General features: G+C 62.6%; 20 protein-coding genes and 1 pseudogene. 13 read left to right on the plus strand and 8 right to left on the minus strand.

All coding sequences use genetic code 11. From position 1 onward, the window contains the following. Positions 1 to 1,236 carry a 3-methyl-2-oxobutanoate dehydrogenase (2-methylpropanoyl-transferring) subunit alpha gene (locus MJP36_RS12890; RefSeq protein ID WP_060756807.1) on the minus strand — a complete coding sequence of 412 codons (1,236 nt, stop codon included), beginning with the start codon at positions 1,234 to 1,236 and terminating at the stop codon, positions 1 to 3. A gap of 195 nt (positions 1,237 to 1,431) precedes the next feature. On the opposite strand from MJP36_RS12890, the gene bkdR reads away from it, so the two are divergent. From bkdR to MJP36_RS12905, 3 genes are all read left to right on the plus strand, one after another. Continuing rightward, positions 1,432 to 1,914, plus strand: a complete 483-nt coding sequence (bkdR, locus tag MJP36_RS12895) for a Bkd operon transcriptional regulator BkdR (protein ID WP_060756806.1) — start codon at positions 1,432 to 1,434, stop codon at positions 1,912 to 1,914. Positions 1,915 to 2,091: 177 nt separating this feature from the next. Further along, positions 2,092 to 3,717 (plus strand): methyl-accepting chemotaxis protein, encoded by a 1,626-nt coding sequence (locus MJP36_RS12900; protein ID WP_161549227.1) that lies wholly within the window; start codon positions 2,092 to 2,094, stop codon positions 3,715 to 3,717. 34 nt (positions 3,718 to 3,751) lie between these two features. Further along, entirely contained in the window at positions 3,752 to 4,969 is a 1,218-nt protein-coding gene (locus MJP36_RS12905; RefSeq protein ID WP_244385487.1) for an HD-GYP domain-containing protein, read from the plus strand. Between the two features lie 7 nt (positions 4,970 to 4,976). On the opposite strand, the gene MJP36_RS12910 is transcribed toward MJP36_RS12905, so the two are convergent. Further along, positions 4,977 to 5,840 carry an MBL fold metallo-hydrolase gene (locus MJP36_RS12910; protein ID WP_244385488.1) on the minus strand — a complete coding sequence of 288 codons (864 nt, stop codon included), beginning with the start codon at positions 5,838 to 5,840 and terminating at the stop codon, positions 4,977 to 4,979. 94 nt (positions 5,841 to 5,934) lie between these two features. On the opposite strand from MJP36_RS12910, the gene MJP36_RS12915 reads away from it, so the two are divergent. From MJP36_RS12915 to MJP36_RS12935, 5 genes and pseudogenes are all read left to right on the plus strand, one after another. Then, positions 5,935 to 6,270, plus strand: a complete 336-nt coding sequence (locus MJP36_RS12915) for an ArsR/SmtB family transcription factor (RefSeq protein WP_060756802.1) — start codon at positions 5,935 to 5,937, stop codon at positions 6,268 to 6,270. Between the two features lie 50 nt (positions 6,271 to 6,320). Beyond that, positions 6,321 to 7,565: an NAD(P)/FAD-dependent oxidoreductase gene (locus tag MJP36_RS12920; RefSeq protein WP_244385489.1), complete on the plus strand. Its 1,245-nt coding sequence runs from the start codon at positions 6,321 to 6,323 to the stop codon at positions 7,563 to 7,565. After that, a complete protein-coding gene (locus tag MJP36_RS12925; protein WP_161549224.1) occupies positions 7,566 to 8,378 on the plus strand; it encodes a sulfite exporter TauE/SafE family protein in 813 nt (270 codons plus the stop codon). Positions 8,379 to 8,579: 201 nt separating this feature from the next. After that, entirely contained in the window at positions 8,580 to 9,722 is a 1,143-nt protein-coding gene (nosP, locus tag MJP36_RS12930; protein WP_244385490.1) for a nitric oxide-sensing protein NosP, read from the plus strand. A 277-nt stretch (positions 9,723 to 9,999) separates the two neighbouring features. Then, a pseudogene (locus MJP36_RS12935) lies at positions 10,000 to 11,610 on the plus strand (PAS domain-containing hybrid sensor histidine kinase/response regulator); the annotation flags it as partial. A 183-nt stretch (positions 11,611 to 11,793) separates the two neighbouring features. On the opposite strand, the gene MJP36_RS12940 reads toward MJP36_RS12935, so the two are convergent. From MJP36_RS12940 to MJP36_RS12965, 6 genes are all read right to left on the minus strand, one after another. Then, positions 11,794 to 12,459, minus strand: coding sequence for a response regulator transcription factor (locus MJP36_RS12940; protein ID WP_244385491.1), 666 nt, complete (start codon positions 12,457 to 12,459; stop codon positions 11,794 to 11,796). Positions 12,460 to 12,482: 23 nt separating this feature from the next. Further along, entirely contained in the window at positions 12,483 to 13,022 is a 540-nt protein-coding gene (locus tag MJP36_RS12945) for a PQQ-dependent catabolism-associated CXXCW motif protein (protein WP_244385492.1), read from the minus strand. 99 nt (positions 13,023 to 13,121) lie between these two features. Further along, positions 13,122 to 13,913 (minus strand): ABC transporter permease, encoded by a 792-nt coding sequence (locus MJP36_RS12950; protein ID WP_244385493.1) that lies wholly within the window; start codon positions 13,911 to 13,913, stop codon positions 13,122 to 13,124. After that, positions 13,910 to 14,650 (minus strand): ATP-binding cassette domain-containing protein, encoded by a 741-nt coding sequence (locus tag MJP36_RS12955; protein WP_244385494.1) that lies wholly within the window; start codon positions 14,648 to 14,650, stop codon positions 13,910 to 13,912. The genes MJP36_RS12950 and MJP36_RS12955 overlap by 4 nt, the downstream gene beginning before the upstream one ends. Beyond that, positions 14,647 to 15,606, minus strand: a complete 960-nt coding sequence (locus tag MJP36_RS12960) for a YVTN family beta-propeller repeat protein (protein ID WP_198761856.1) — start codon at positions 15,604 to 15,606, stop codon at positions 14,647 to 14,649. The genes MJP36_RS12955 and MJP36_RS12960 overlap by 4 nt, the downstream gene beginning before the upstream one ends. A 26-nt stretch (positions 15,607 to 15,632) precedes the next feature. Further along, the gene (locus tag MJP36_RS12965; RefSeq protein WP_161549219.1) at positions 15,633 to 16,805 is read right to left on the minus strand and encodes an ABC transporter substrate-binding protein; all 1,173 of its coding nucleotides are present in this window, start codon (positions 16,803 to 16,805) and stop codon (positions 15,633 to 15,635) included. Positions 16,806 to 17,088: 283 nt separating this feature from the next. Between MJP36_RS12965 and pedF the strand changes: the two genes are divergently transcribed. The 5 genes from pedF (at position 17,089) to MJP36_RS12990 (ending at position 22,020) form a co-directional block, all read left to right on the plus strand. Then, complete coding sequence (gene pedF / locus MJP36_RS12970) at positions 17,089 to 17,550, plus strand: cytochrome c-550 PedF (RefSeq protein WP_090370041.1); 462 nt, start codon at positions 17,089 to 17,091, stop codon at positions 17,548 to 17,550. Between the two features lie 3 nt (positions 17,551 to 17,553). Further along, entirely contained in the window at positions 17,554 to 18,429 is an 876-nt protein-coding gene (locus MJP36_RS12975; RefSeq protein ID WP_244385495.1) for a substrate-binding periplasmic protein, read from the plus strand. After that, positions 18,426 to 19,175, plus strand: a complete 750-nt coding sequence (locus MJP36_RS12980) for a quinoprotein dehydrogenase-associated SoxYZ-like carrier (protein WP_244385496.1) — start codon at positions 18,426 to 18,428, stop codon at positions 19,173 to 19,175. The genes MJP36_RS12975 and MJP36_RS12980 overlap by 4 nt, the downstream gene beginning before the upstream one ends. 16 nt (positions 19,176 to 19,191) lie before the next feature. After that, positions 19,192 to 20,139, plus strand: a complete 948-nt coding sequence (locus MJP36_RS12985; protein ID WP_244385497.1) for a quinoprotein relay system zinc metallohydrolase 1 — start codon at positions 19,192 to 19,194, stop codon at positions 20,137 to 20,139. Positions 20,140 to 20,244: 105 nt separating this feature from the next. Then, on the plus strand, positions 20,245 to 22,020 hold the full coding sequence (locus MJP36_RS12990) for a PQQ-dependent methanol/ethanol family dehydrogenase (RefSeq protein ID WP_060756787.1): 1,776 nt from the start codon (positions 20,245 to 20,247) through the stop codon (positions 22,018 to 22,020). The last annotated feature ends 55 nt before the right edge of the window (positions 22,021 to 22,075 follow it).

Genomic DNA, 22,075 nt, shown 5'->3' on the forward strand with positions numbered 1-22,075 from the left:
TCAGATCCCCAACTCTTGACGCTGGCGCTTCAAGTGCTCCGGCATCTCTTTGTAGACGTCTTCGAACATGGTCGCGGCGCTTGGAATCTGGCCGCCGGCGAGGGTGCCGTACTGTTCGGCCTGTTTTTGCGCGGCGATCACTTCGGCTTCAAGTTCGGCGCTGACCGCCGCATGTTCCTCTTCGGACCACTGGCCAATCCGGATCAGGTGCTGCTTGAGGCGCGCAATCGGATCGCCGAGTGGGAAGTGGCTCCAGTCATCGGCGGGGCGGTATTTCGACGGATCATCGGAGGTCGAGTGCGGGCCGGCGCGGTAGGTGACCCATTCGATCAGGGTCGGCCCCAGGTTGCGCCGCGCACGCTCGGCGGCCCAGGCGGAGGCGGCGTACACCGCGATGAAGTCGTTGCCGTCCACGCGCAGTGAGGCGATACCGCAGCCGACGCCGCGTCCGGCGAAGGTCGTGGCTTCACCGCCGGCGATGGCCTGGAAGGTGGAGATGGCCCACTGGTTGTTGACCACGTTGAGGATCACGGGCGCACGGTACACGTGAGCGAAGGTGAGAGCAGTGTGGAAGTCGGCCTCGGCGGTGGCGCCGTCGCCGATCCAGGCCGACGCGATCTTGGTATCGCCCTTGATCGCCGAGGCCATGCCCCAGCCCACGCCTTGTACGAATTGGGTGGCGAGGTTGCCGGAAATAGTAAAGAAACCGGCATCTTTCACCGAGTACATGATTGGCAACTGGCGACCCTTGAGCGGGTCGCGCTCGTTGGACAGCAGTTGGCAGATCAGGTCCACCAGCGGCACTTCGCGGGCCATCAGGATGCTTTGCTGGCGGTAGGTGGGAAAGCACATGTCGTCGATGTTCAAGGCCAGGGCCTGGGCACTGCCGATGGCTTCTTCACCGAGGCTTTGCATGTAGAACGACATTTTCTTCTGACGCTGGGCGACCACCATGCGGTTGTCGAAAATCCGCGTCTTGAGCATGGCGCGCATGCCGCGGCGCATGATCTCGACCGAGACGTCTTCGGCCCACGGGCCAAGCGCCTGACCTTGGTCGTCGAGCACACGGATCAGGCCCTTGGCCAGGTCGGCGGTGTCAGCGGGTTCTATGTCGATGGCGGGTTTGCGCACCAGGCCGGCGTCGTTCAGGCGCAGGTAGGTAAAGTCGGTCTTGCAGCCTGGGCGGCCCGAGGGTTCGGGAACGTGCAGGCGCAGCGGTTCGTACTGCTGGGTCATGGCTTTCTACGCTCTATCTTGTGAATTTCTTGTAGTGGGCGCGCTAGCTGACAGTCAGACTCCGGGTAGGAGAAATCTTGTCCTACAACAATCATAGGCGTGGCGTAGAAGAATATTTATCTCTGTTTCATTGCACCCGAGATCATTTGCGGATAAAAAAACTACATAAACATAATAAACAGGTGATTTTGTCTCATGCGCAAACTGGACCGTACCGATATCGGCATTCTCAATGCATTGCAGGAGAACGCTCGCATCACCAACGCCGACCTGGCGCGTTCGGTGAACCTGTCGCCCACGCCGTGTTTCAACCGGGTGAAGGCGATGGAGGAGTTGGGGCTGATTCGCGAGCAGGTCACGTTGCTCGACGCCGACCTGCTGGGGCTGCACGTGAATGTGTTCATTCATGTCAGCCTGGAAAAGCAGAATGAACTGGCGTTGCAGCAGTTCGAAGGGGCGATTGCAGACCGTCCGGAAGTGATGGAGTGTTACCTGATGGCCGGTGATCCGGACTACCTGATCAGGGTGCTGGTGCCGACGATCCAGTCATTGGAGCGTTTCATGATGGACTTTCTGACCAAGGTGCCGGGCGTAGCCAATATCCGTTCCAGTTTCGCCCTCAAACAAGTGCGGTATAAAACGGCGCTGCCATTGCCGCGGGATGGGCTGATGGTGTGACGGTTAATAACCGCAAGAGCTGGTTTTTTTGATGTTTAGCTAAGTAAATAATCGCACTTTTTTATTGGGCGGTTTCAATAAAAAACGACTTGGACAGTCACACTTTTTTCACCTTCACTTGTACACAGTCGTACTCGTCAGGCCGCGTCCTACGCGGCCAAGGGAAGGGTGAGCCGCATGTCCATGAGATCCTTGAAACTGAATTTTCGTACCACACTGTGCTTCGGTGTGGTCTGTTTCCTGCTGTTGATACAAGGCGCAATGACCCTCATAAAAGTCGATCAGGTGTATTCGTCAACGGTCGAAATAGATACCAACTGGCTTCCCAGCATTCGCCTGGCGGGCAAGATTGACACCGCTTTTTACAAGCTACGTCTCGATTTGCGCCGTTATGCCATGGAATACGGCGCCAAGGACCCCGCTTCCCTTGAAAAGGTCAAGGCCGTGCGCGATGAGGCGCTGCAAGTCGCCGACAGTTATGCACCCATGGTGTCGAGCCCTGAGGAACAAGCCAAGTACAACGAAGTGCTGACCAACATAAAGAGCTACAGCCAGAAAATGGATGAGTTCCTGGCCCAGGCTTCCAGCTTTTCTCCTGAGCAGATGGCGGTGTATCTGCGTGACGTCAACGGCCCGATTGGGCTTCAGGCGCAGAAGGCCCTGGACGAGTTGATAGCAATCAATGAACAGGGCTCCACGTCAACGGTGCAATTCGCTGCGCGTGAACATGAGACCGCCCGCTTGTTTACCTGGGTGCTGATGGTCTGCTCGGTGCTGATCACCGTGGCAGTCGCGCGGCTGTTTACCCGCAGCATCATCCACCCGGTGCGCGAGTTGTTGATATCGACCGGCAAAATCGCCGACGGTGATCTGCGCCTGGCCATTGCCATCAGCGGCAAGGACGAATTGACCGACCTGCAGAAGTCGACCGCCGCCATGCAAATGAACCTGAAAAGCACCCTGCAGCATATATCCGAAGCGTCCGGCCAGTTGGCTTCGGCAGCGGAGGAAATGAGTGCGATCACTCGCGAGTCCACCGCCGGCATTGAGCGCCAGAGTATGGAGACTGATCAGGCTGCCACGGCGGTCAATGAAATGACCGCGGCGGTAGAAGAAGTCGCGAGGAATGCGGTGTCTGCCTCCCAGTCGACGCAAGACTCCCAGCGCTCGGCCAAAGTGGGCCAGGAGCGTGTGACGCAAACCATCGCATCGATTGAGAAATTGAGTTCCACGGTGCAGCAGACCGGGGTGGAAGTCGAAGGGCTGGCCAAGCAGGCACAGGACATTGCCCGGGTGGTCGAAGTGATCCGCTCGATTGCCGAGCAAACCAATCTGCTCGCCTTGAATGCGGCAATTGAGGCCGCACGGGCTGGGGAGCAGGGGCGAGGCTTTGCGGTCGTGGCCGACGAAGTCAGGGCGTTGGCCCATAGAACGCAAACGTCGACCCAGGAAATCGAACAGATGATTGCCAGGATCCAGAGCTGCTCGAGCGAGGCGGTGGCGTCCATGGCGCTCAATCGCGACGAGGCGGTGGATTCCTTGAAGGTTGCCCATGAAGCCGGCGTGGCCATTACCCAGATCACCCAAGCCATTAGCGACATCAACGAACGCAACCTGATGATCGCGACCGCCTCGGAACAGCAAGCCCAGGTGGCGCGTTCGGTTGACCAGAACCTGATCAGCATCCGCGACCTGTCCATCCAGAGTTCGTCGGCTGCCGGCCAGACGTCCATCGCCAGTCAGGAACTGTCGCGACTGGCAGTGGATCTGAAACAGATCGTGGCGAAGTTCTCCGTGAGTTGATGGCGGGGGCAGTCAGGCGTTGGGGGATGGACAAATGTTGAAGTGCATTCCGTGCTCACGGGTGATTCTGGGCATGCACATTCATAAGCTGGAGGGCCCATGGATCGACCACGGGTTCTGGAGAAGCAGCTTTTTACTGGAGCGCGAGGAGGACCTGCAGCGGTTGCTGATGTCGCAGGTGCGGCGGGTCTGGATCGACACGGCCAAGGGCTGCGATGAGCCACCGCGCGTTCGACCGGCCGCGGGTACCCTCAAAACCCCTGGCACAGTGCGTCCGGTGGTGGCGACTCCGGTGGACATGAAGGCCGAGATAGCTCGTGCGGTGAAGGTGTGTGCGGTCGCCAAACGTGCCGTCATCCGTATGTTCAGCGACCTGCGCATGGGGCAGGCGGTGGATGTGCGTCAGGTGGCGAGCCTGGTGGAGGAGATCTCCCACTCCGTGCTGCGTCACCCCCATGCCTTGCTCAGCCTGGTGCGCCTGAAAAAGGCCAATGAGTATACCTACATGCATTCCGTCGCCGTCAGTGGCTTGATGATCGCACTGGCGCGGCAGTTGGAGCTTTCGCCCGAGTTGGTCCAGGAAGCGGGGCTGGCGGGGTTGTTTCATGACGTAGGGAAAATGGCGATTCCCGAGGATATTTTGAACAAGCCCGCCCAATTGACCGAGACGGAATTCGGCACGGTACGCCGGCACCCGGAGGAAGGCGCTCGGATGTTACGGTTATGCCCGCAGATCAGCGCCTTGGTATTGGATGTGTGCCTGCATCACCATGAAAAACATGATGGCAGCGGTTACCCCAATGGGCTGGCGCAGGACCAGATCAGTCTGTTCGCCCAGATGGGGGCGGTGTGTGACGTGTATGACGCGGTCACCTCTGATCGCCCTTACAAGCAAGGCTGGGGCCCCGCCGAAGCGATCCAGAGAATGGCGGAGTGGAAGGGCCATTTTGATGCGCGGGTGTTCCAGGCATTTGTTCGGTGCGTAGGCATTTACCCTGTTGGCGCCTTGGTGCGCCTGGAAAGTGGTCGCATTGGCGTGGTGGTCGAACAAAGCTCCAAGTCGCTGCTGGCGCCCAAGGTCAAAGTGTTTTTTTCGGTGCGTTCACGTTTGCCGATTCCTCAGTCGGTGGTCAACCTGGCTGAGCAACCGGACAAGATCATCGGCCGTGAAAACGCCGAAGACTGGGGCTTCAAGCATGTCGACGAATTGTGGTCGGGGCTCGCACCCTCCCGGTCGTCGTACTTCGAATGAGTGCACTTCAGAGCTGGTTGAGTGGAATCTTCAGGTACACCACACCGTTATCTTCTGCGGGCGGCAGGTTACCCGCCCGCACATTTACCTGGATCGCCGGCAACAGCAGCGTCGGCATGCCCAGCCCGGCATCGCGCTGGGTGCGCATGGCTACAAACGCCGCTTCGTCCACGCCGTCATGCACATGGATATTCCCCGCGCGTTGTTCCGCCACGGTCGTCAGGCACTTGGGCTCCCGACCGGCAGGCGGATAGTCGTGGCATACATACAGTTGGGTATCCGCTGGGTAGGCCAACAGCTTGCGCATCGACGCATACAACTGCCGCGCATCGCCGCCAGGGAAGTCGCAGCGGGCGCTGCCCACGTCGGGCATGAACAGGGTGTCGCCCACCAGGATCAGGCGCTCGTCGATCAGGTAAGCCATATCGGCCGGTGTATGACCGGGCACATGCAGCGCCTGGGCTTTCAGCCCGCCGATAGAGAAGATTTCATCCGGCGCGAACAGATGATCGAACTGTGAACCATCGGCGCGAAACTCCGGCTCCAGGTTGAACAGGTTCTTGAACACGCCCTGTACTTTGCTGATGCACTGGCCGATGGCGATCTTGCCGCCCAAGGTCCGGCGCAGGTAGGGCGCGGCGGACAGGTGATCGGCGTGGGCATGGGTTTCCAGCAGCCACTGCACCTGCAGGTGGTGTTCCCGTACAAAGCTGATCACTTTGTCCGCCTGGCGCGTATCGGTGCGCCCGGACGCGGGGTCGTAGTTGAGCACCGAGTCGACGATGGCGCAGGGTCCGCCGTCGGCTTCATAGACGACATAGGTGTAGGTCGACGACGCCTCGTCCAGAAAGGATTGAATCAACGCTGACATGACGGCTGTCCCTGATGCTGAAAAAAGTGATTACAATCACTTTACATTTACACATAATGTTTTGAGCTTAAGTGACACAAAGGACCTGAGGCAAATGGAATCTACGTTGAGTGAAGGCGAAGTCGCCCAGTTGCGTGCATCGGCGTCCAAGGCCTGCACGTTGCTCAAGGCGCTGGCCAACGAGGATCGTTTGTTGATTCTCTGCCAGTTGACCCAAGGTGAACGCAACGTCGGCGAGCTGGAAACCATGACCGGCGTACGCCAGCCCACCCTGTCGCAACAGTTGGGCATCCTGCGTGATGAAGGGCTGGTCGCTACCCGTCGGGAAGGCAAATACATTTTCTACGGCCTGGCCAGCCACGAAGTGATTCAAGTGATGAAAACCCTGTCCGGGCTGTACTGCGGCGCGGTCATGAAAAGCTGGGCGTGACGCCATCCGGCAGCGACCCTTGTGTGCATGCAACAAGAAGGCGATCGACCATGAATGACCAACACTGTGGCCCAACCATCAGTGGCGATATCGTAGTCATCGGCGGCGGCTCGGCAGGCATCGGCCTGCTGGCCAGCCTGCTCAAGCGCGACCCACAGCTGAACATCATCCTGATTGAACCGAACGCTCACCACAGCTACCAGCCGGCCTGGACCCTGGTGGGCGGCGGTGCCTATGACGTGAAAAAGACCCGCCGCCCCCTGGCCGACGTGCTGCCCAATGGCGTCACCTGGGTGCAGGCCGCCGTCACCGAACTGCTGCCGGACGCACAGACCCTGGTGCTCGACAGCGGCCAGCGCGTGACCTGGAACAACCTGATCGTGTGCCCCGGCCTGCGCCTGGCCTGGGAGAAGGTCGAGGGCCTGCAAGCGACCCTCGGCCAGAACGGCGTAACCTCCAATTACAGCTATGAACATGCCGCCTACACCTGGCAATTGGTGCAGCAACTCAAGGGCGGCAAGGCGATCTTTACCCAGCCGGCCATGCCGATCAAATGCGCGGGTGCGCCGCAGAAGGCCATGTACCTGTCCTGCGATCACTGGCTCAAGCAGGGCCGCCTGAACAGCCTGGAGGTGGAGTTCAATCTGGCGGGTGCGGCGTTGTTCGGCGTGGCGACCTTTGTTCCGCCGTTGATGAAGTACGTGGAAAAGTACAACGCCCGGCTGGCGTTCAATTCCAACTTGGTGAAAGTCGACGGCCCGGCCCGCACGGCCTGGTTTGAAGTCAAAGACGCCGAGGGTAACGTCACGCTCCAGGAAAAAACCTTCGACCTGCTGCATGTGGTGCCCCCGCAAGTGTCGCCGGACTTTATCCGCCACAGCGCCCTGGCCGATGCCGCCGGCTGGTGCGAAGTGAACCCGCACAGCCTGCAACACCTGCGTTACCCGCATATCTTCGGCCTGGGCGATGTGTGCTCCACCACCAACGCCAAGACCGCCGCGGCGGTGCGCAAGCAAATCGTGGTGGTCGCCGAAAACCTGCTGGCCCTGCGCAAGCAGGCACCGCTGCCGCTCAAGTATGACGGCTACGGTTCCTGCCCGCTGACGGTGGAGAAGGGCAAGGTGGTGCTGGCCGAATTCGGCTACGGCGGCAAGCTGCTGCCGACTTTTCCCCTCGACCCGACCCGGGCGCGGCGCTCGATGTGGTTCCTCAAGGCGACCCTGCTGCCGTGGTTCTACTGGAACGGCATGCTCAAGGGCCGTGAATGGCTGACCCGCCTGAGCAAGGTGGACTGAATGCTGCTGGCCAGTGTGTTGGGCTTGCTGATGGGCGTGGTAATGGGCTTGACCGGCGCGGGCGGCGGGATCCTCGGGGTGCCGGCGTTGGTCCTGGGGCTGGGCTTGAGCATGACCCAGGCCGCGCCGGTATCGCTGCTCGCCGTCGGCGCCGCTGCGGCCGTCGGCGCGATCGATGGGTTGCGCCATGGCCTGGTGCGCTATCGCGCCGCGTTGCTGATCGCGGTGCTCGGCGGGCTGTTTTCACCCTTGGGGGTGTTCCTCGCCCATCAACTGCCGGAACACCTGCTGATGGCGCTGTTCAGTGGGTTGATGGGGCTGGTGGCCTGGCGCATGTTGCAGCGCGAAAAAACCGCGGCCGGGCCGAGTGATCATGGCAGCGCGTCCTGGGGCCAGAAAAACTGCATGCTCAACCAGCAGACCGGGCGCCTGGCCTGGACCGCCAAGTGCAGCGCCACGCTGGCGGCGCTGGGCGCTGTGACCGGGGCGGTGTCGGGCCTGCTGGGCGTGGGCGGCGGCTTTCTGATCGTACCGGCCTTCAAGCAACTCACCGATGTGCAGATGCGTGGCATCGTCGCCACGTCGTTGATGGTGATCAGCCTGATCTCGCTGATCGGTGTGGCGGGCGCGTTCCACGCGGGTGTGCGCATCGAGCCGCTGGGCTGGGTGTTCATCGCTGCCAGTATCGTCGGCATGCTGGTCGGTCGGCGCCTGTGCGCGCGGGTTCCGGCGCGCGCCTTGCAGGTGGGTTTTGCCGGCCTGTGCGTCCTGGTCGCGGTTGGCATGTTGTTCAAGGCCGGTCTTACGTCCTGAGTGGCGGGCCTGCGACCGGGCCCGTCTTACACCCAACTTGCCGGGCACCCGTGGCCCGCCCAAAGCACCCGCGCTTTGCCCCCAAAGGCAGCGTGCGCGCTTGCAAGCCTTATCCCATCGCATCCCCCCACCCAGTACCCAAGTAGCATAGGTGCCACCCCCGACCCTTCGTACACTCATGCCTCAGAGGGGGAGCACACGATGTACAACAGTGAAGGCGTAGTCAGTGCCATGTCCCAGGCCATGGATGCCGGGCAGGCCGCCGAAGAGTTGGCGCGACAGCTGCTGCATCCGTACCTGGGGTTTGTGCTGTTTTTTTGCTCGGCGTCGTACGATCTGCAGGCGTTGGGCAACGCCTTGCAGCAATGCTTCGGCACGGTGCGCGTGGTCGGTTGCACCAGCGCGGGCGAGATCACGCCCCAGGGCTACGGCCGTAACTGCATCACCGCGATAGGCTTCAACCACGCGCATTTCTCCATCGCCACCGAACTGATCGACCACGTGGAACACTTCAGCCTGATCAACGCCCAGGACATGGTCGAGCGCCTGGTCGGCGGCTGTCGCAGCAACACCCTGGCGCCGATCAAGGGCAATACGTTCGCCTTGACCTTGCTCGACGGCCTGTCTAGCCGCGAAGAAATGGTACTGGCTGCCCTCAGCGCCGCCCTGGGCGATATCCCGCACTTCGGCGGCTCGGCCGGCGATGACAATTTCCTGCATACCCACGTGTACTTCAACGGCGTCTTCCACAGCGGAGCGGCGGTGGTGGTGCTGGTCAATACCTGGCTGGATTTCGAGGTGTTCACCACCCACCACATCCAGCCGCGTACCGAGAAACTGGTGGTGACTGGCGCCGACAGCCCGTCGCGTCGCGTGTTCGAGCTCAACGCCGAGCCCGCCGCCGAAGAGTACGCGCGCCATATCGGCGTCGCGGTGGCCGACCTTGACCACCGCATCTTCGCTGCGCACCCGTTGGCGGTACGTATCCACGACTATTACTACGTGCGCGCGATCCAGCAGGTGCATGACGACCTGAGCCTGAGTTTCTACTGCGCGGTGGAAAACGGCATCGTGCTCACCGCGATGACACCAGGGCCGATCCTGCCCAACCTGGAAACCTTGTTCGACGGCCTTCAATCGCGTCTCGGCGAGCTGCTGCTGACCATCGGCTGCGACTGCTTCCTGCGCCGCCTGGAGCTGGAAGACAACGGCGACCTGGAGCTGATCGGCACGTTCCTGCGCGACCACCGGGTGATGGGCTTCAACACCTACGGAGAACAGTTCAATGGCATGCACATCAACCAGACCTTCACCGGGGTCGCCATTGCCCGAGGCCGACGCTGAACTGCTCGCCCAGGTGGCCCGGTTGCAACAGGACAACCACAAGCTGGCGCGCATCAATGCGGCGCTGATCGAGCGCATCGAGTCGGGCCTGCCCCAGGGCAACAGCCCATACACCACCTTCCAGCATTCGGTGGTGTTGGCCGAGCAAGTACGCGAACGCACCGATGCACTCAACCAGGCGATGGCCGAACTCAAGGCCAGCAACCATTTGCTGATCAACGCCCGGCTGCGCGCCGAAACCTTGCGCGGCGAACAGATCGCGGCGCAGAAGGCGCAGGAAAGCGAGCGCTGGATTCGCTTGATCACCGACAACGTGCCCGCCCTGATCGGCTACCTGAATGCCGACCTGGTCTACGAATTCACCAACAAGGTGTATGAAGAGTGGTACTGCTGGCCGCGCGGCATGATGCTCGGGCAAAGCCTGCGCGAAGTGCACAGCGAGCAGCATTGCCAGCGCCTGGACGCGTATGTCGCCCGCGCCCTGGCCGGGGAGAGCGTGACCTTCGAATTCGCCGAAACCAATATCAATAACCAGGAACGCTACATGCTGCGTTCCTATGTGCCGAACGTGTTGGCCACGGGCGAAGTGGTCGGGATCTTCGTGCTGATCCGCGACATCACCGAGCGCCGCCGCACGGCCGAAGCCTTGCACCAGGCCTATCAACATCTGGAGCAGCGCGTCGCCCAGCGCACCTCGGAACTGACCGCACTCAACGACCAGCTTTTGAAGGAGATCGATGAACGGCGGCGCATGGAGACCCGCCTGCGCGAAGCCAAGCTGGAGGCCGAGCAGGCCAACCTGTCGAAAACCAAATTCCTCGCCGCCGTCAGCCATGACCTGCTGCAACCGCTCAATGCCGCTCGGCTGTTTACCAGCGCCTTGCTCGAACGCCCCAGCGAAACCCTGGTGCGTAACGTGAGCAACTCCCTGGAAGACGTGGAGAACCTGCTGGGCACCTTGGTGGATATTTCCAAGCTGGATGCCGGCGTGATCAAGGCGGACATCGCGCCTTTTGCCCTCAGTGAACTGCTGGACAACCTGGCTGCCGAGTACACCCAGTTGGCCCGCGCCGAAGGGTTGGAACTGCGCTTTATCGGCTGCTCGGCGCTGGTGCGCAGTGATATCCAGTTGCTTGCGCGGATCTTGCGCAACCTGTTGAGCAACGCGCTTCGCTACACCTATAAAGGCCGCGTAGTGCTCGGTTGCCGGCGCCACCCGCAACGGTTGTCGATCCAGGTGTGGGACAGCGGCATGGGCATTGCCGAGGAGCGCCTGGAGGAGATTTTCCAGGAGTTCAAGCGCGGCGATGTGCAGCGCCCGGATCAGGACCGGGGGTTGGGCCTGGGGCTGGCGATCGTGGAAAAGATCGCCGGGATACTCGGTCATCGCATCAGCGTCCGGTCCTGGCCGGGCAAGGGTTCGATGTTTGCGGTGGAGGTGCCGCTCAGCGCTACCGCGCCCAGGCCACTGCCGATGGCGGCGATGAGCGAACCGTTGCTGGAGCGCCTGCAAGGTGCGCGGGTGTGGGTGCTGGATAACGACGCGGCGATCTGCGCCGGTATGCGCACGTTACTGGAAGGGTGGGGCTGCCGGGTCATCACGGCGTTGTCGGAGCAGGACCTGGCGCGGCAGGTGGATAACTACCACGCCGAGGCCGACCTGTTGATCGCCGACTACCACCTGGACGACGATCAGAACGGGGTGGACGCCGTGGCCCGCATCAACGCCCGGCGCGGCAGTGCGATCCCGGCCATGATGATCACCGCCAACTACAGCAATGAGTTGAAGCTGCAGATCCGTGAGTTGGGGTACACGTTGATGCACAAGCCTGTGCGCCCCATGAAACTCAAGACCGCCATGAGCCACCTGCTCGGCCCGGCCTTGTAGTGAGCGGGCTTGCCCCGCGCCGGGTGGCGCAGCCGCCCCAACAAGACCGATGCGGTGTTGCAGTGAACCAAAGGTGTTTGGGGTTGGGGCCGCTGCGCGGCCTATCGGGAGCAAGCCCCCTCCCACAGTGACCGCGTTAATCCTTAACTGACTAGCATTAGGGCAAGCCCGCTCACTACAAGGTCAGCGGCGCAGGTATGAGCCGAAATCAATGTCCCCGGCACTGAGGATCGCCTGGACGCGGTTGTGCACATTCAGCTTGCGCAGGATTGCCGACACATGGGCCTTCACCGTGGTCTCGGCGATCTCCAGGGTATAGGCGATCTGCTTGTTCGACTCCCCCTTGGTCATGCGCTCCAGTACCAGCAATTGCTTGCGTGTCAGCGCCTGCAGCAATTCCGGAGCAAAGCCCGGGTTGTCGTGCATGCGCCGTTGCCCGGTGTTTTTCTGGGTGCGGATGATGTCCGACGGCAGGTATACGTTGCCGTTGAGGATCTGCTGGATCGCCTCGGTCATTTGCTGGCGCGGCGAGGACTTGGTGATGAAGCCCACCGCGCCATAGGTGATGGCTTGCAGCACGATCTGCTTGTCTTGCTCGGCCGAGACGATCACCACCGGGATGGTCGGCGACTCGTTGCGCAGGTTGATCAGCCCATTGAGGCCGTGCATGCCCGGCATGTTCAGGTCCAGCAGGATCAGGTCGAGGTCATCGTGGCCCTGGGTCAGGGCGAGGGCGCTGTCCAGGTCGGCGGTTTCCATGATGTCGCTGCCGGGGAAACCATCGCTGATGACGTTGTGGATCGCTTCGCGAAACAGCGGGTGATCGTCGGCAATCAGGATTTTGTACATGGCCGTTCACCTTTTTATTCTGATTATTGGAAGGGTTCTGGTTGTGCCGTTGCCACCGGCAGGTTTGCCGCTTCCCACGCGTCCAGGCCGTCGCGATACCAGTACACAGAGGTATAGCCCAGGTCGGCGGCTCGTTTTACCGCGTTCCAACTCAACCAGCAATCGGAGCGGCAATAGAACACCAGCGCTCGTGTCAGGTCGCCGGCGGTGTAGCGGTACAAGTGGCGCACGAAATATCCCTGCCACTCAGGCGTGAGGTCGCCGTCGCCGGTATTGGCCAGCCAGTGGCTGCCGGGCAGGTTGGCGTGAGGCTGGTCTTCAATGAAGCGGCCTTGCAGCCAGGGGCGGCGGTAAACGTCGATCAACACCGGTGGCGGGGTCTGGGTGAGCAGGGCTTGCAGGGCCGGCGTGTCGAGGGTCGTTGCGCCGTTCACCTGCTCGGGAGTCGGGCTGCGATACAGACTGATGCGCATGCCGTCGGCGGAAAACAGCGGCGTGTCGGCCTGGGCGCGGGCGACAAACAGGCACAACAGGGCCAACAGGGGCAATCGAGCGGGCAGCATGGCAGGGTAGTCCTTATCGTTATGCCGCCATTACACGCCAGTCCCGAGCCCTTGGGAATGCGACGATAGACACGAAAACCAGTACCAAAGTAGTAGTTTTCAGCCTTTCTTGCGCAGGGCCGCATGCTGAGGGTTGAACGTCAGTACCGCCAGCAGCGCGAACGTCAGGGTCAGCCCCAGGCACACCGCCAGGGCCAGGGGGGCGAAGCGTTCGTACAAGGCAAAACGCACCAGTTCTACCGCATGGGTGAACGGGTTGATTGCGCACAACCAATACAGCCACTCGCTGGAGTCGCGCATCTTCCACAGCGGGTACAGCGCCGACGACAGGAAGAACAACGGGAAAATCACAAAATTCATCACCCCGGCGAAGTTCTCCAACTGGCGGATCGCGTTCGACAGCAACAGGCCCAGGGCACTGAGCATCAGGGCCACCAGCAGCAACGCCGGCAACGCCAGCAACAGGCCCATGGCCGGCGGTTGCACGCCGTAGACCCAGGCAATCGCCAGGAACCCATACACCTGCAATAACGAAATCAACGCGGTCGCCATCAGTTTGCTGCACAGCAGGAACGTGCGCGGCAACGGGCTGGTGAGCAGCACCCGCATGCTGCCCATTTCGCGGTCGTACACCATCGCCAGCGACCCTTGCATGCCGTTGAACAGCAGGATCATGCAGGCCAGCCCCGGAATGATGTACACCTCGTAGGGGATATAGGTGTCGTAGGGTTCGATCACCGAGATCCCCAGGGCGGCGCGAAAGCCAGCGGCGAATACGAGCAGCCACAGCAGCGGGCGCACCAGGGCGCTGAGAAAGCGCGTGCGCTGCAGCACAAAGCGCAGCCATTCGCGCAACACGATGCCGCGCAGACATTGCCAGTAAGCGTTCATGCCAAAGCTCCCGTCGGCGTGGGGCGTGTCAGGCGGGCGAACAGGCTGCCCAGGTCGCCGCCTTGTTCGCGTATCAGCGTGTCGACCTGCCCGCTGGCCACCAAGCGGCCTTGATGCAGGATCAGCAATGCATCCTCGGCGCGCACTTCATCGAGCAGGTGGGTGGTCCACAACACACTGATTGCCTGGTCCAGGCACAGGCTGCGCACGTGCTGGTTGAGCGCCAGCCGGCTGGCCGGGTCGAGGCCCACGCTGGCTTCGTCGAGCAACAGCAGGCGCGGCCCGTGCAGCAGTGCGCGGGCGATTTCCACCCGGCGCCGGTGGCCGCCATTGAGTTCGCGCACCCGCTCCCGGCGACGTTCGCCAAGGGCCTGGCGAGCCAGCTCGGCGTCGACCCGTGCGGCCGCCTCGCGACGCGACAGGCCATGCAGCGCGGCGTGATAACGCAGGTTCTGTTCCACGCTCAAATCCAGGTCCAGGGTGCTTTGCTGGAACACCACCCCCAGTTGCTGCAATGCCGCACGCGGGGCCTGGGCCAGGCAATGCCCGCCCACCCGGATCGCGCCGGCCTGCAAGTCGTACAAGCGTGTGAGCAGGGCGATCAAGGTCGACTTGCCGGCCCCGTTCGGCCCCAGCAACGCTGCAAACTGCCCCGGCGCCAGGCTGAAACTCACCGCCTGCAATGCCTGCCGGGGGCCATAGGCGAAGCTGAGCCGGCTGACGTCCAACGCGTTCATGGTGTCACCACCACACCCCATGGGTAGCGCCCGACCTTGATCGACTTGACCACCTTGAGGCTGTCCACATCGATCACCGACACATCGCCGCTCACGCCGTTGGTGGCCAGCAACTGTTTCTCATCGGGCGTGAACGCCAGTTGCCAGACGCGGCGGCCGACCACCAGGTAGTCGAGGATTTCGAACGTCTTGGCGTCAATCACCGCCACATGGTTGGCCGGGCCCAGGGCGACAAACGCGTACTTGCCGTCGGCGCTGAGCTTGATGCCCACCGGTTGCACCTTGTCCGGGTGCACGCCCTTGATCTTGAAGGTCAGGGTCTTGAGGATCGCACGGCTGGCCACGTCGAGAATCGTCACGGTGCCGCCGATTTCCGCCGAGGCCCAGAGCTGCGCACCGTCGTGGCTGAATTCGACAAAGCGCGGGCGCTGGTCCACCGGGGTACTGTCGGCCAGCGTCTGGGTACGGGTGTCGATCCAATGCAGCATGTTCGTGGTTTCGCTGGTGTTCACTGCCCACTTGCCGTCGGGGCTGACCGCCATGCCTTCGGGTTCGACGCCGACGTTGATCTGGCCCAGCACCTTGGCAGTTTCGGTGTCGATCACCGTGACCAGTGCATCGTCTTCGTTGGACACATACAGCCAGCGGTTATTGGGGTGCAGGGCAAATTGCTCGGGGTCTTTACCGGAGGGTAGCTCCTTGATGATCTTGCGGGTGGCCACGTCCATCACTTGCACCCGGTCCGAGTCACTGGCGCAGATGTACAACAGCTTATTGTCATGGGACAGCAGCAGGCCGCGTGGACGCTGGCCGACCTTGAGCGTGTCGGTGACTTGCAGGGTCTGCATGTCGATCAGGCTCAGGCTGTTGTCTTTCTCGTTGGAGACCCAGGCGGTGCTGGCCACGGCGTGCCCGGCGGCAAGCAGCAGGGCGCATGAAAGCAGGGTGCGGCGCATGGCGGATTCCTTATTGTTTTAAGTGTTCAGGGATAGCGGCAGGTCACCTCGGGCTGGTCATAGCCCAAGCTGTCCATTTCATTGAAGGGGTGCAGGAAACCCTCTTGAGGTGAGGTACTGACCAGCGCACGCGGCTGCACGATGGGGATCGGCTGGCGCAGTTGGCCATTCCAAGGGCGATAACTGAGCTTGCGGCCCTTGAAACCATCCAGCGGCAGTTGCTCGCCCAGCGCCAGTTGGCGGATTGCCATGGGGTCGGCCTGACGCAGCTTGCTGACGGCGCTGGCGACGCTGCGCACCGCCATCCAGGCGGCGAAGTCGCGGTCGTTCATCCAGCGCCCGGCCAGGGCTTCGAAGCGCTTTTGCAATTGCGCGGCGCCGTAGGTCTCCACGGTTTTGTGCCAGCCGGTGGGGGTCAGGCCCTGGGTGCCGGCCACCGGGCGCGGGTACCAGGTCTGGTAGGGCACGTATTCGCCGAAGTCGCCGCGCTCGTCGGCCACCAGTACCACGTCATAGTCATCCGCCTGGGTGAACAGCGGCATATCGGCCTGGGCGCTGCGGCGTTGATCGTTATCGAAACGCCAGGCTTTTTCCGCGACCCAGCGCACGCCGAAACGCTTGGCGGCGCGGCGCAGTGCGGCGGCATAGGCTTGGTCATCCTCGGTCGGGCCGACGATCAGCAGCGCCCGTTGCCATTTGCGCACCACCAGAAACTGCATCAGCGCATCGGCCAGCATTGCGCGGCTCGCCAGGCTGTGCAGCACGTTGCCCAGGCAGTCGGTGCTGCGCAGGCGGTCATCGGGGCTGCCGGCGTTGAACAGCAGGCTGTCGGGCAACGCAGCGCTGAGTTGGCGCAGGCTGGCGGCGGGGGCGTTGACCACGAACAGGCGCAGGCCCTGGTCATGCTGGGCCTTGGCGGCGGCGAGCAGGGCCTCGGGCGTGTCGACCGTGGCGCTGGTGAGGCTGTAATGCTGGTTGAGAAAGGCGCCGGTGCTGTTGCTGTCGATGATCGCCAATTCAGCGCCGCGTTGCCCGGCGTCGGCGGGTTCGCCGATCACATTGGACAGCAACGGCCCCGGGTCGGGGCGATACCCCAGGTAACCGATGGGCACCGGCAACGGTGCCTCGGCGGCCTGGCTGCCAGGGGCACACACCACCGCCAGCAGGCAGATCACGGCGTAGGGGGCAAGCTGGCGCATAAGGCACTCCATGACAGGTAGCGCCAGCATAGAAAGCCCCGTTCCCCCTGCAAATATGCAGAAAGTACCGCTGAGCCAGTACCAAGGTCGTAGCCCGCAAGTCCGCCGAGGCCGGCAAGACGTCCCGCAGCGCCGCTGTTTCAGACCTGCCCCACAAGCCCTACTACCAAGGGAGGAGGGCGCGGCCACCAAAGCAGCATACGGCCCGTGGCCCAGGGTTTTTAAGATGCCTGCCATAACCTCGAACCATGAGGTTTTGCGTGCAATCCAGAGGGCAAAAATAATGACAACAAAACGCAATGCCTTGCTCGTGGCCGGGCTGTTGGTCGGTGTGATCGGTGCCGGTTCCGCGCTGGCCCATGGCAATGTGGTGCCGCAAGCGGTGGAGACCAAAGGGCTGACGGCGATCAAGGATGCCGGGGTGGCGGTCGACGCTGACGGCTGGGCTGCCGTGAACCCTTATCGCACCTCGCCCGAGCACGATAAAGCCGTGGAGATCGGCGCCTCCGCCTACAACCAGAACTGCGCCGCGTGCCATGGGCTGGAAGCCAAGTCCGGTGGTATCGCGCCTGACCTGCGCCTGCTGGACGCCGGCGAGGCGGGGGATGAGTGGTTTGTGGAGCGCGTGCGCAATGGCGCAGTGCGTGACGGGCGGGTGTACATGCCGAAAATGGCCGACTACCTGAGCCAGGAGGCTTTGTGGGCGGTGCGCACTTACCTGGACTCCGTGCGCGTCGAGGAGTAAGCCATGCGCCTGTTCGCAGCGCTGCTGGGCCTGTGCTTGCTGTGCGGCCAGATCGCCCAGGCGCAGGTGCGCAGCTATGACCAGATCATCGCCGCGGGTGAGCTGAAAGTGGCGGTGTACAAGGACTTCGCCCCCTACAGCTTCGAACAGGGCACAACGCCGCGCGGGGTCGATGTGGAGCTCGCGCAGGCGCTGGCCAAGGCCCTGGGCGTACGGTTGACTCTGATCTGGGCGCCCGCCGGGGAGAAGCTCGACGACGACCTGCGCGACTACATCTGGCGCGGCAGCCCGTTGCACCATCATCAATTGGCCGACCTGATGCTGCGTGCACCCTACGATCACGACTATGCGCAGAGGCGCAACGACCAGGGCGAACTGGAAAACGGCCAGGTGGTGATGTTCGGCCCCTACCAGAATGAACAATGGCAGGTGGCCTATGACCGTCGGCGCTTGGACAGTGTCGCCAGTGTGGCGGTATTCGAACAGCACCCCATCGGCGTCGAAGTCGACAGCGTGCCGTCGTTCTACCTCACTTCGGTGTTCAACGGCATGCTCGCCGGCAAGACCCATCATTACCCGGGCGTACCCCAGGCCTTTGCGGCGATGAAGGCCGGGAAAATCGACGCGGTGATGGCCATGCGCGGTGAAATCGATTGGCAGGTGCATGAGGCCCACGACCCGCAACTGGCTTTGGCTGAAAACGCCTACCCCAATATGGGCAAACAACGCTGGGAGATCGGCATGGCGGTGCATGAAAGCAACCGCCAGTTGGCCTATGCCGTGGAGGAGGCGTTGGAAGGCTTGATCCGCGACGGCTCGCTGCAAGCCATCTACCAGCATTACGGCCTGCGCTATGAAGTGCCCGAGATGTACCAATGAACTGGCGCCTGAGGCTGATGTTGGCGTGCTGGCTGCCGCTTGCGGCCCACGCCACGCAGGTGGACCCGGTGCCGTCGGTGATGTGGGCGTTTTATCAGAAGCAGTTCTTGGGCGATGCACCGTTCGTGTTCGACGAGCGGGTCAAGCTGCTGGCGCCGCCGTTTGCCGAAGATGCGCGGCAGGTGCCGCTGGAGATCGACGCCCGCGCCTTCAATGGCCACGTGGTGAACATCCTGGCTTGGGCCGAACTCAACCCGTTGCCGAAGATCGTCGACTTCCACCCCAAGGCCGGCGTATTGCCGTGGTTGTCGATCCGCATCCGTATCGAACAAGCCACGCCGCTGCGCGCGGCGGTGCTCACCGATGATGGCGTGTGGCATGTCGGCTCGGCCCTGATCGACGCGGCCGGTGGCGGTTGCACCGCACCCAGTGTGGTGCGCACCCAGCCGGGCTGGGAAGAGCATATCGGCGAGGTGCTGGGCGGGCGTTATCCGCGTGGTGAGTTCAGCCGCGTGCGCGTGCAGGTGGCGCACCCGATGGACAATGGCCTGGTCAGCGGTATCCCGGAGTTTTATCTCAACCACGCCCAACTGCGCGACGCTCAGGGCCAGGTACTGGCGGAGCTAGAGTTGTTCCCGGCGGTCAGCGAAAACCCCAACCTGGCATTCGACATCCAAAAGGCGGGGCCGACGCGCCTGCTGCTGCGGGACAACAGCGGCAACCAGATCGACGCCGCCATCCCCTGACCTCAAGGAGCGCGGTATGCGCTGGATACTGCTGTGTTGCCTGTGCCTGAGCCTGCCCGCGCTGGCGGATCTCGACTACGCGCTCAAGCCCCGTCTGATTGCCGACGACACTTGGCTGTTGGAAGGCAGCACCGACAACTTCAACAAGGCCAATGGCGGCAACATCGTCAACACTGCGTTCATCGTCACCGAAGCCGGCGTGGTGGTGATCGACACCGGGCCGTCCAGGCGCTACGGCGAAGCGCTGCGCCAGGCGATTGCCGGTGTCACCGCCAAACCGGTGATCCAGGTGCTGCTGACCCATCATCACCCCGACCACGCCCTGGGCAACCAGGCGTTCAAGGCGGTGCCGATCGGCGCCCTGGCCGACACCACGCGCTTGCTCCACGAGCAGGGCGATGGCATGGCTGAAAACCTCTATCGCCTGGTCGGTGACTGGATGCGCGGGACCGAAGTGCTGCTGCCTACCCAGGTGCTCGAACCGGGTGTGCTGAGCGTCGGCAGCCATGATCTGCGCTTGCTGGCGTTCACCGGGCATACCGGCGCGGACCTGGCGATCCTCGACAGCAAGACCGGTGTGCTGTTCGCCGGCGACCTGGTGTTCTACCAACGTGCGCTCACCACTCCCAACAGCCCGGGGCTGGCGGCCTGGCTGGCGGATATCGAACGTCTGCAGGCCTTGCCCTGGACCCTGCTGGTGCCCGGCCACGGCCCGGTCGCCGGCGATGCGCGCCCCCTTGAGCAAATGCGCGACTACCTGACCTGGCTCGACCAGCTGCTGCGCGACGGCGCCGCACAGGGCAGCGAGATGGCCGAGCTGATCCGCAGCCCGATCCCCGAGCGTTTCGCCGCGATCAGCCTGAACCGCTACGAGCTGATCCGCAGCGTCAGCCACCTGTACCCGCGTTACGAACGCGAGCAATTGCAACGGGTCGACACGCCGGCCCCGCTACTAAGGAACTAGCAATCTCGATACAGCGGTCAATTGTGACGGCGGCCGCTGCGCTCAAGAATCGCCGGTAGACCGAGAAAATTTCCCGGGTATAAAAAAACCGCAGAGGTAGCCGTCATGACCCAACCCGCACGCCGCCAACCCTTCGCCTTGAGTGTGTTGCTCGGTGCCCTCCTGCTGGCCGGCCAGGCCCATGCCGCCGTGACCGATCAGGATATTCTCCAGGACCCGAAAAACCCCGGCCAGATCGTAACCAATGGCCTGGGCGTCCAGGGCCAGCGCTACAGCCCGCTCGATACGCTGAATGTCGACAACGTCAAAGACCTGCGCCCGGCCTGGGCGTTTTCCTTTGGTGGCGAGAAACAACGCGGGCAGCAGGCGCAGCCGATGGTCAAGGACGGGGTCATGTACCTCACCGGCTCCTACTCGCGGGTATTCGCGGTCGATGCGCGCACCGGCAAGAAACTCTGGCAATACGACGCGCGCTTGCCCGATGACATTCGCCCGTGCTGCGACGTGATCAACCGGGGCGTGGCACTGTATGGCGACCTGGTGTTCTTCGGCACGCTCGACGCCAAACTCGTGGCGCTGAACAAAGACACCGGCAAAGTGGTATGGAGTAAAAAAGTCGCCGATCACAAGGAAGGCTACTCCATCAGCGCCGCGCCCTTGGTGATCAACGGCAAGCTGATTACCGGCGTGGCCGGTGGCGAGTTCGGTGTGGTGGGCAAGATCGAAGCATATGACCCGAAAAACGGCGACCTGCTGTGGACCCGGCCCACGGTAGAAGGGCATATGGGCTACGTGTACAAGGACGGCAAGGCCGTGGAAAACGGCATTTCCGGCGGTGCGCCGGGCAAGACCTGGCCCGGTGACCTATGGAAAACCGGCGGCGCCGCGCCTTGGCTGGGCGGCTACTACGACCCGGAGACCAACCTGCTGCTGTTCGGCACCGGCAACCCGGCACCGTGGAACTCCCACCTGCGCCCCGGCGATAACCTCTATTCCTCTTCGCGCCTGGCGCTGAACCCGGATGACGGCAGCATCAAGTGGCATTTCCAGAGTACGCCGCATGACGGGTGGGACTTTGACGGCGTCAACGAATTGATCTCCTTCAACTACAGCGAAGGCGGCAAGGAAATCAAGGCGGCGGCCACCGCCGACCGCAACGGCTTCTTCTACGTGCTCGACCGTACCAACGGTAAATTCATCCGCGGCTTCCCGTTTGTCGACAAGATCACCTGGGCCAGCGGCCTGGATAAAGACGGCCGCCCGATCTACAACGAAGCCAGCCGCCCCGGCGCCCCCGGCAGCGAAACCAAAGGCACCTCGGTGTTTGTCGCCCCGGCATTCCTGGGGGCGAAGAACTGGATGCCGATGGCCTACAACCGCGACACCGGGCTGTTCTACGTGCCGTCCAACGAGTGGGGCATGGACATCTGGAACGAAGGCATCGCCTACAAGAAAGGCGCGGCGTTTCTCGGCGCGGGCTTCACCATCAAACCGCTGAATGAAGACTATATCGGCGTGCTGCGCGCCATCGACCCGAAAACCGGCAAGGAAGTCTGGCGCCACAAGAACTTCGCGCCGCTGTGGGGCGGGGTGCTGACCACCAAGGGCAACCTGGTCTTCACCGGTACGCCGGAAGGCTTCCTGCAAGCCTTCAACGCCAAGACCGGGGAAAAAGTCTGGGAGTTCCAGACCGGCTCCGGCGTGCTCGGCTCGCCTGTGACCTGGGAGATGGACGGCGAGCAGTACGTATCGGTGCTCTCCGGCTGGGGCGGCGCGGTGCCGCTGTGGGGCGGCGAAGTGGCCAAGCGGGTCAAGGACTTCAACCAGGGCGGCATGCTCTGGACCTTCAAGCTCCCCAAGGAGCTGGTGGCCAAGCACTAGTTCTACGACCAAATGACCAGGGCCCTCCTGCCAACGGCGCATTCGCCCGGCAGCG

Source organism: Pseudomonas palleroniana (genome assembly GCF_022836895.1).
GTDB classification, from domain to species: Bacteria; Pseudomonadota; Gammaproteobacteria; order Pseudomonadales; family Pseudomonadaceae; genus Aquipseudomonas; species Aquipseudomonas palleroniana.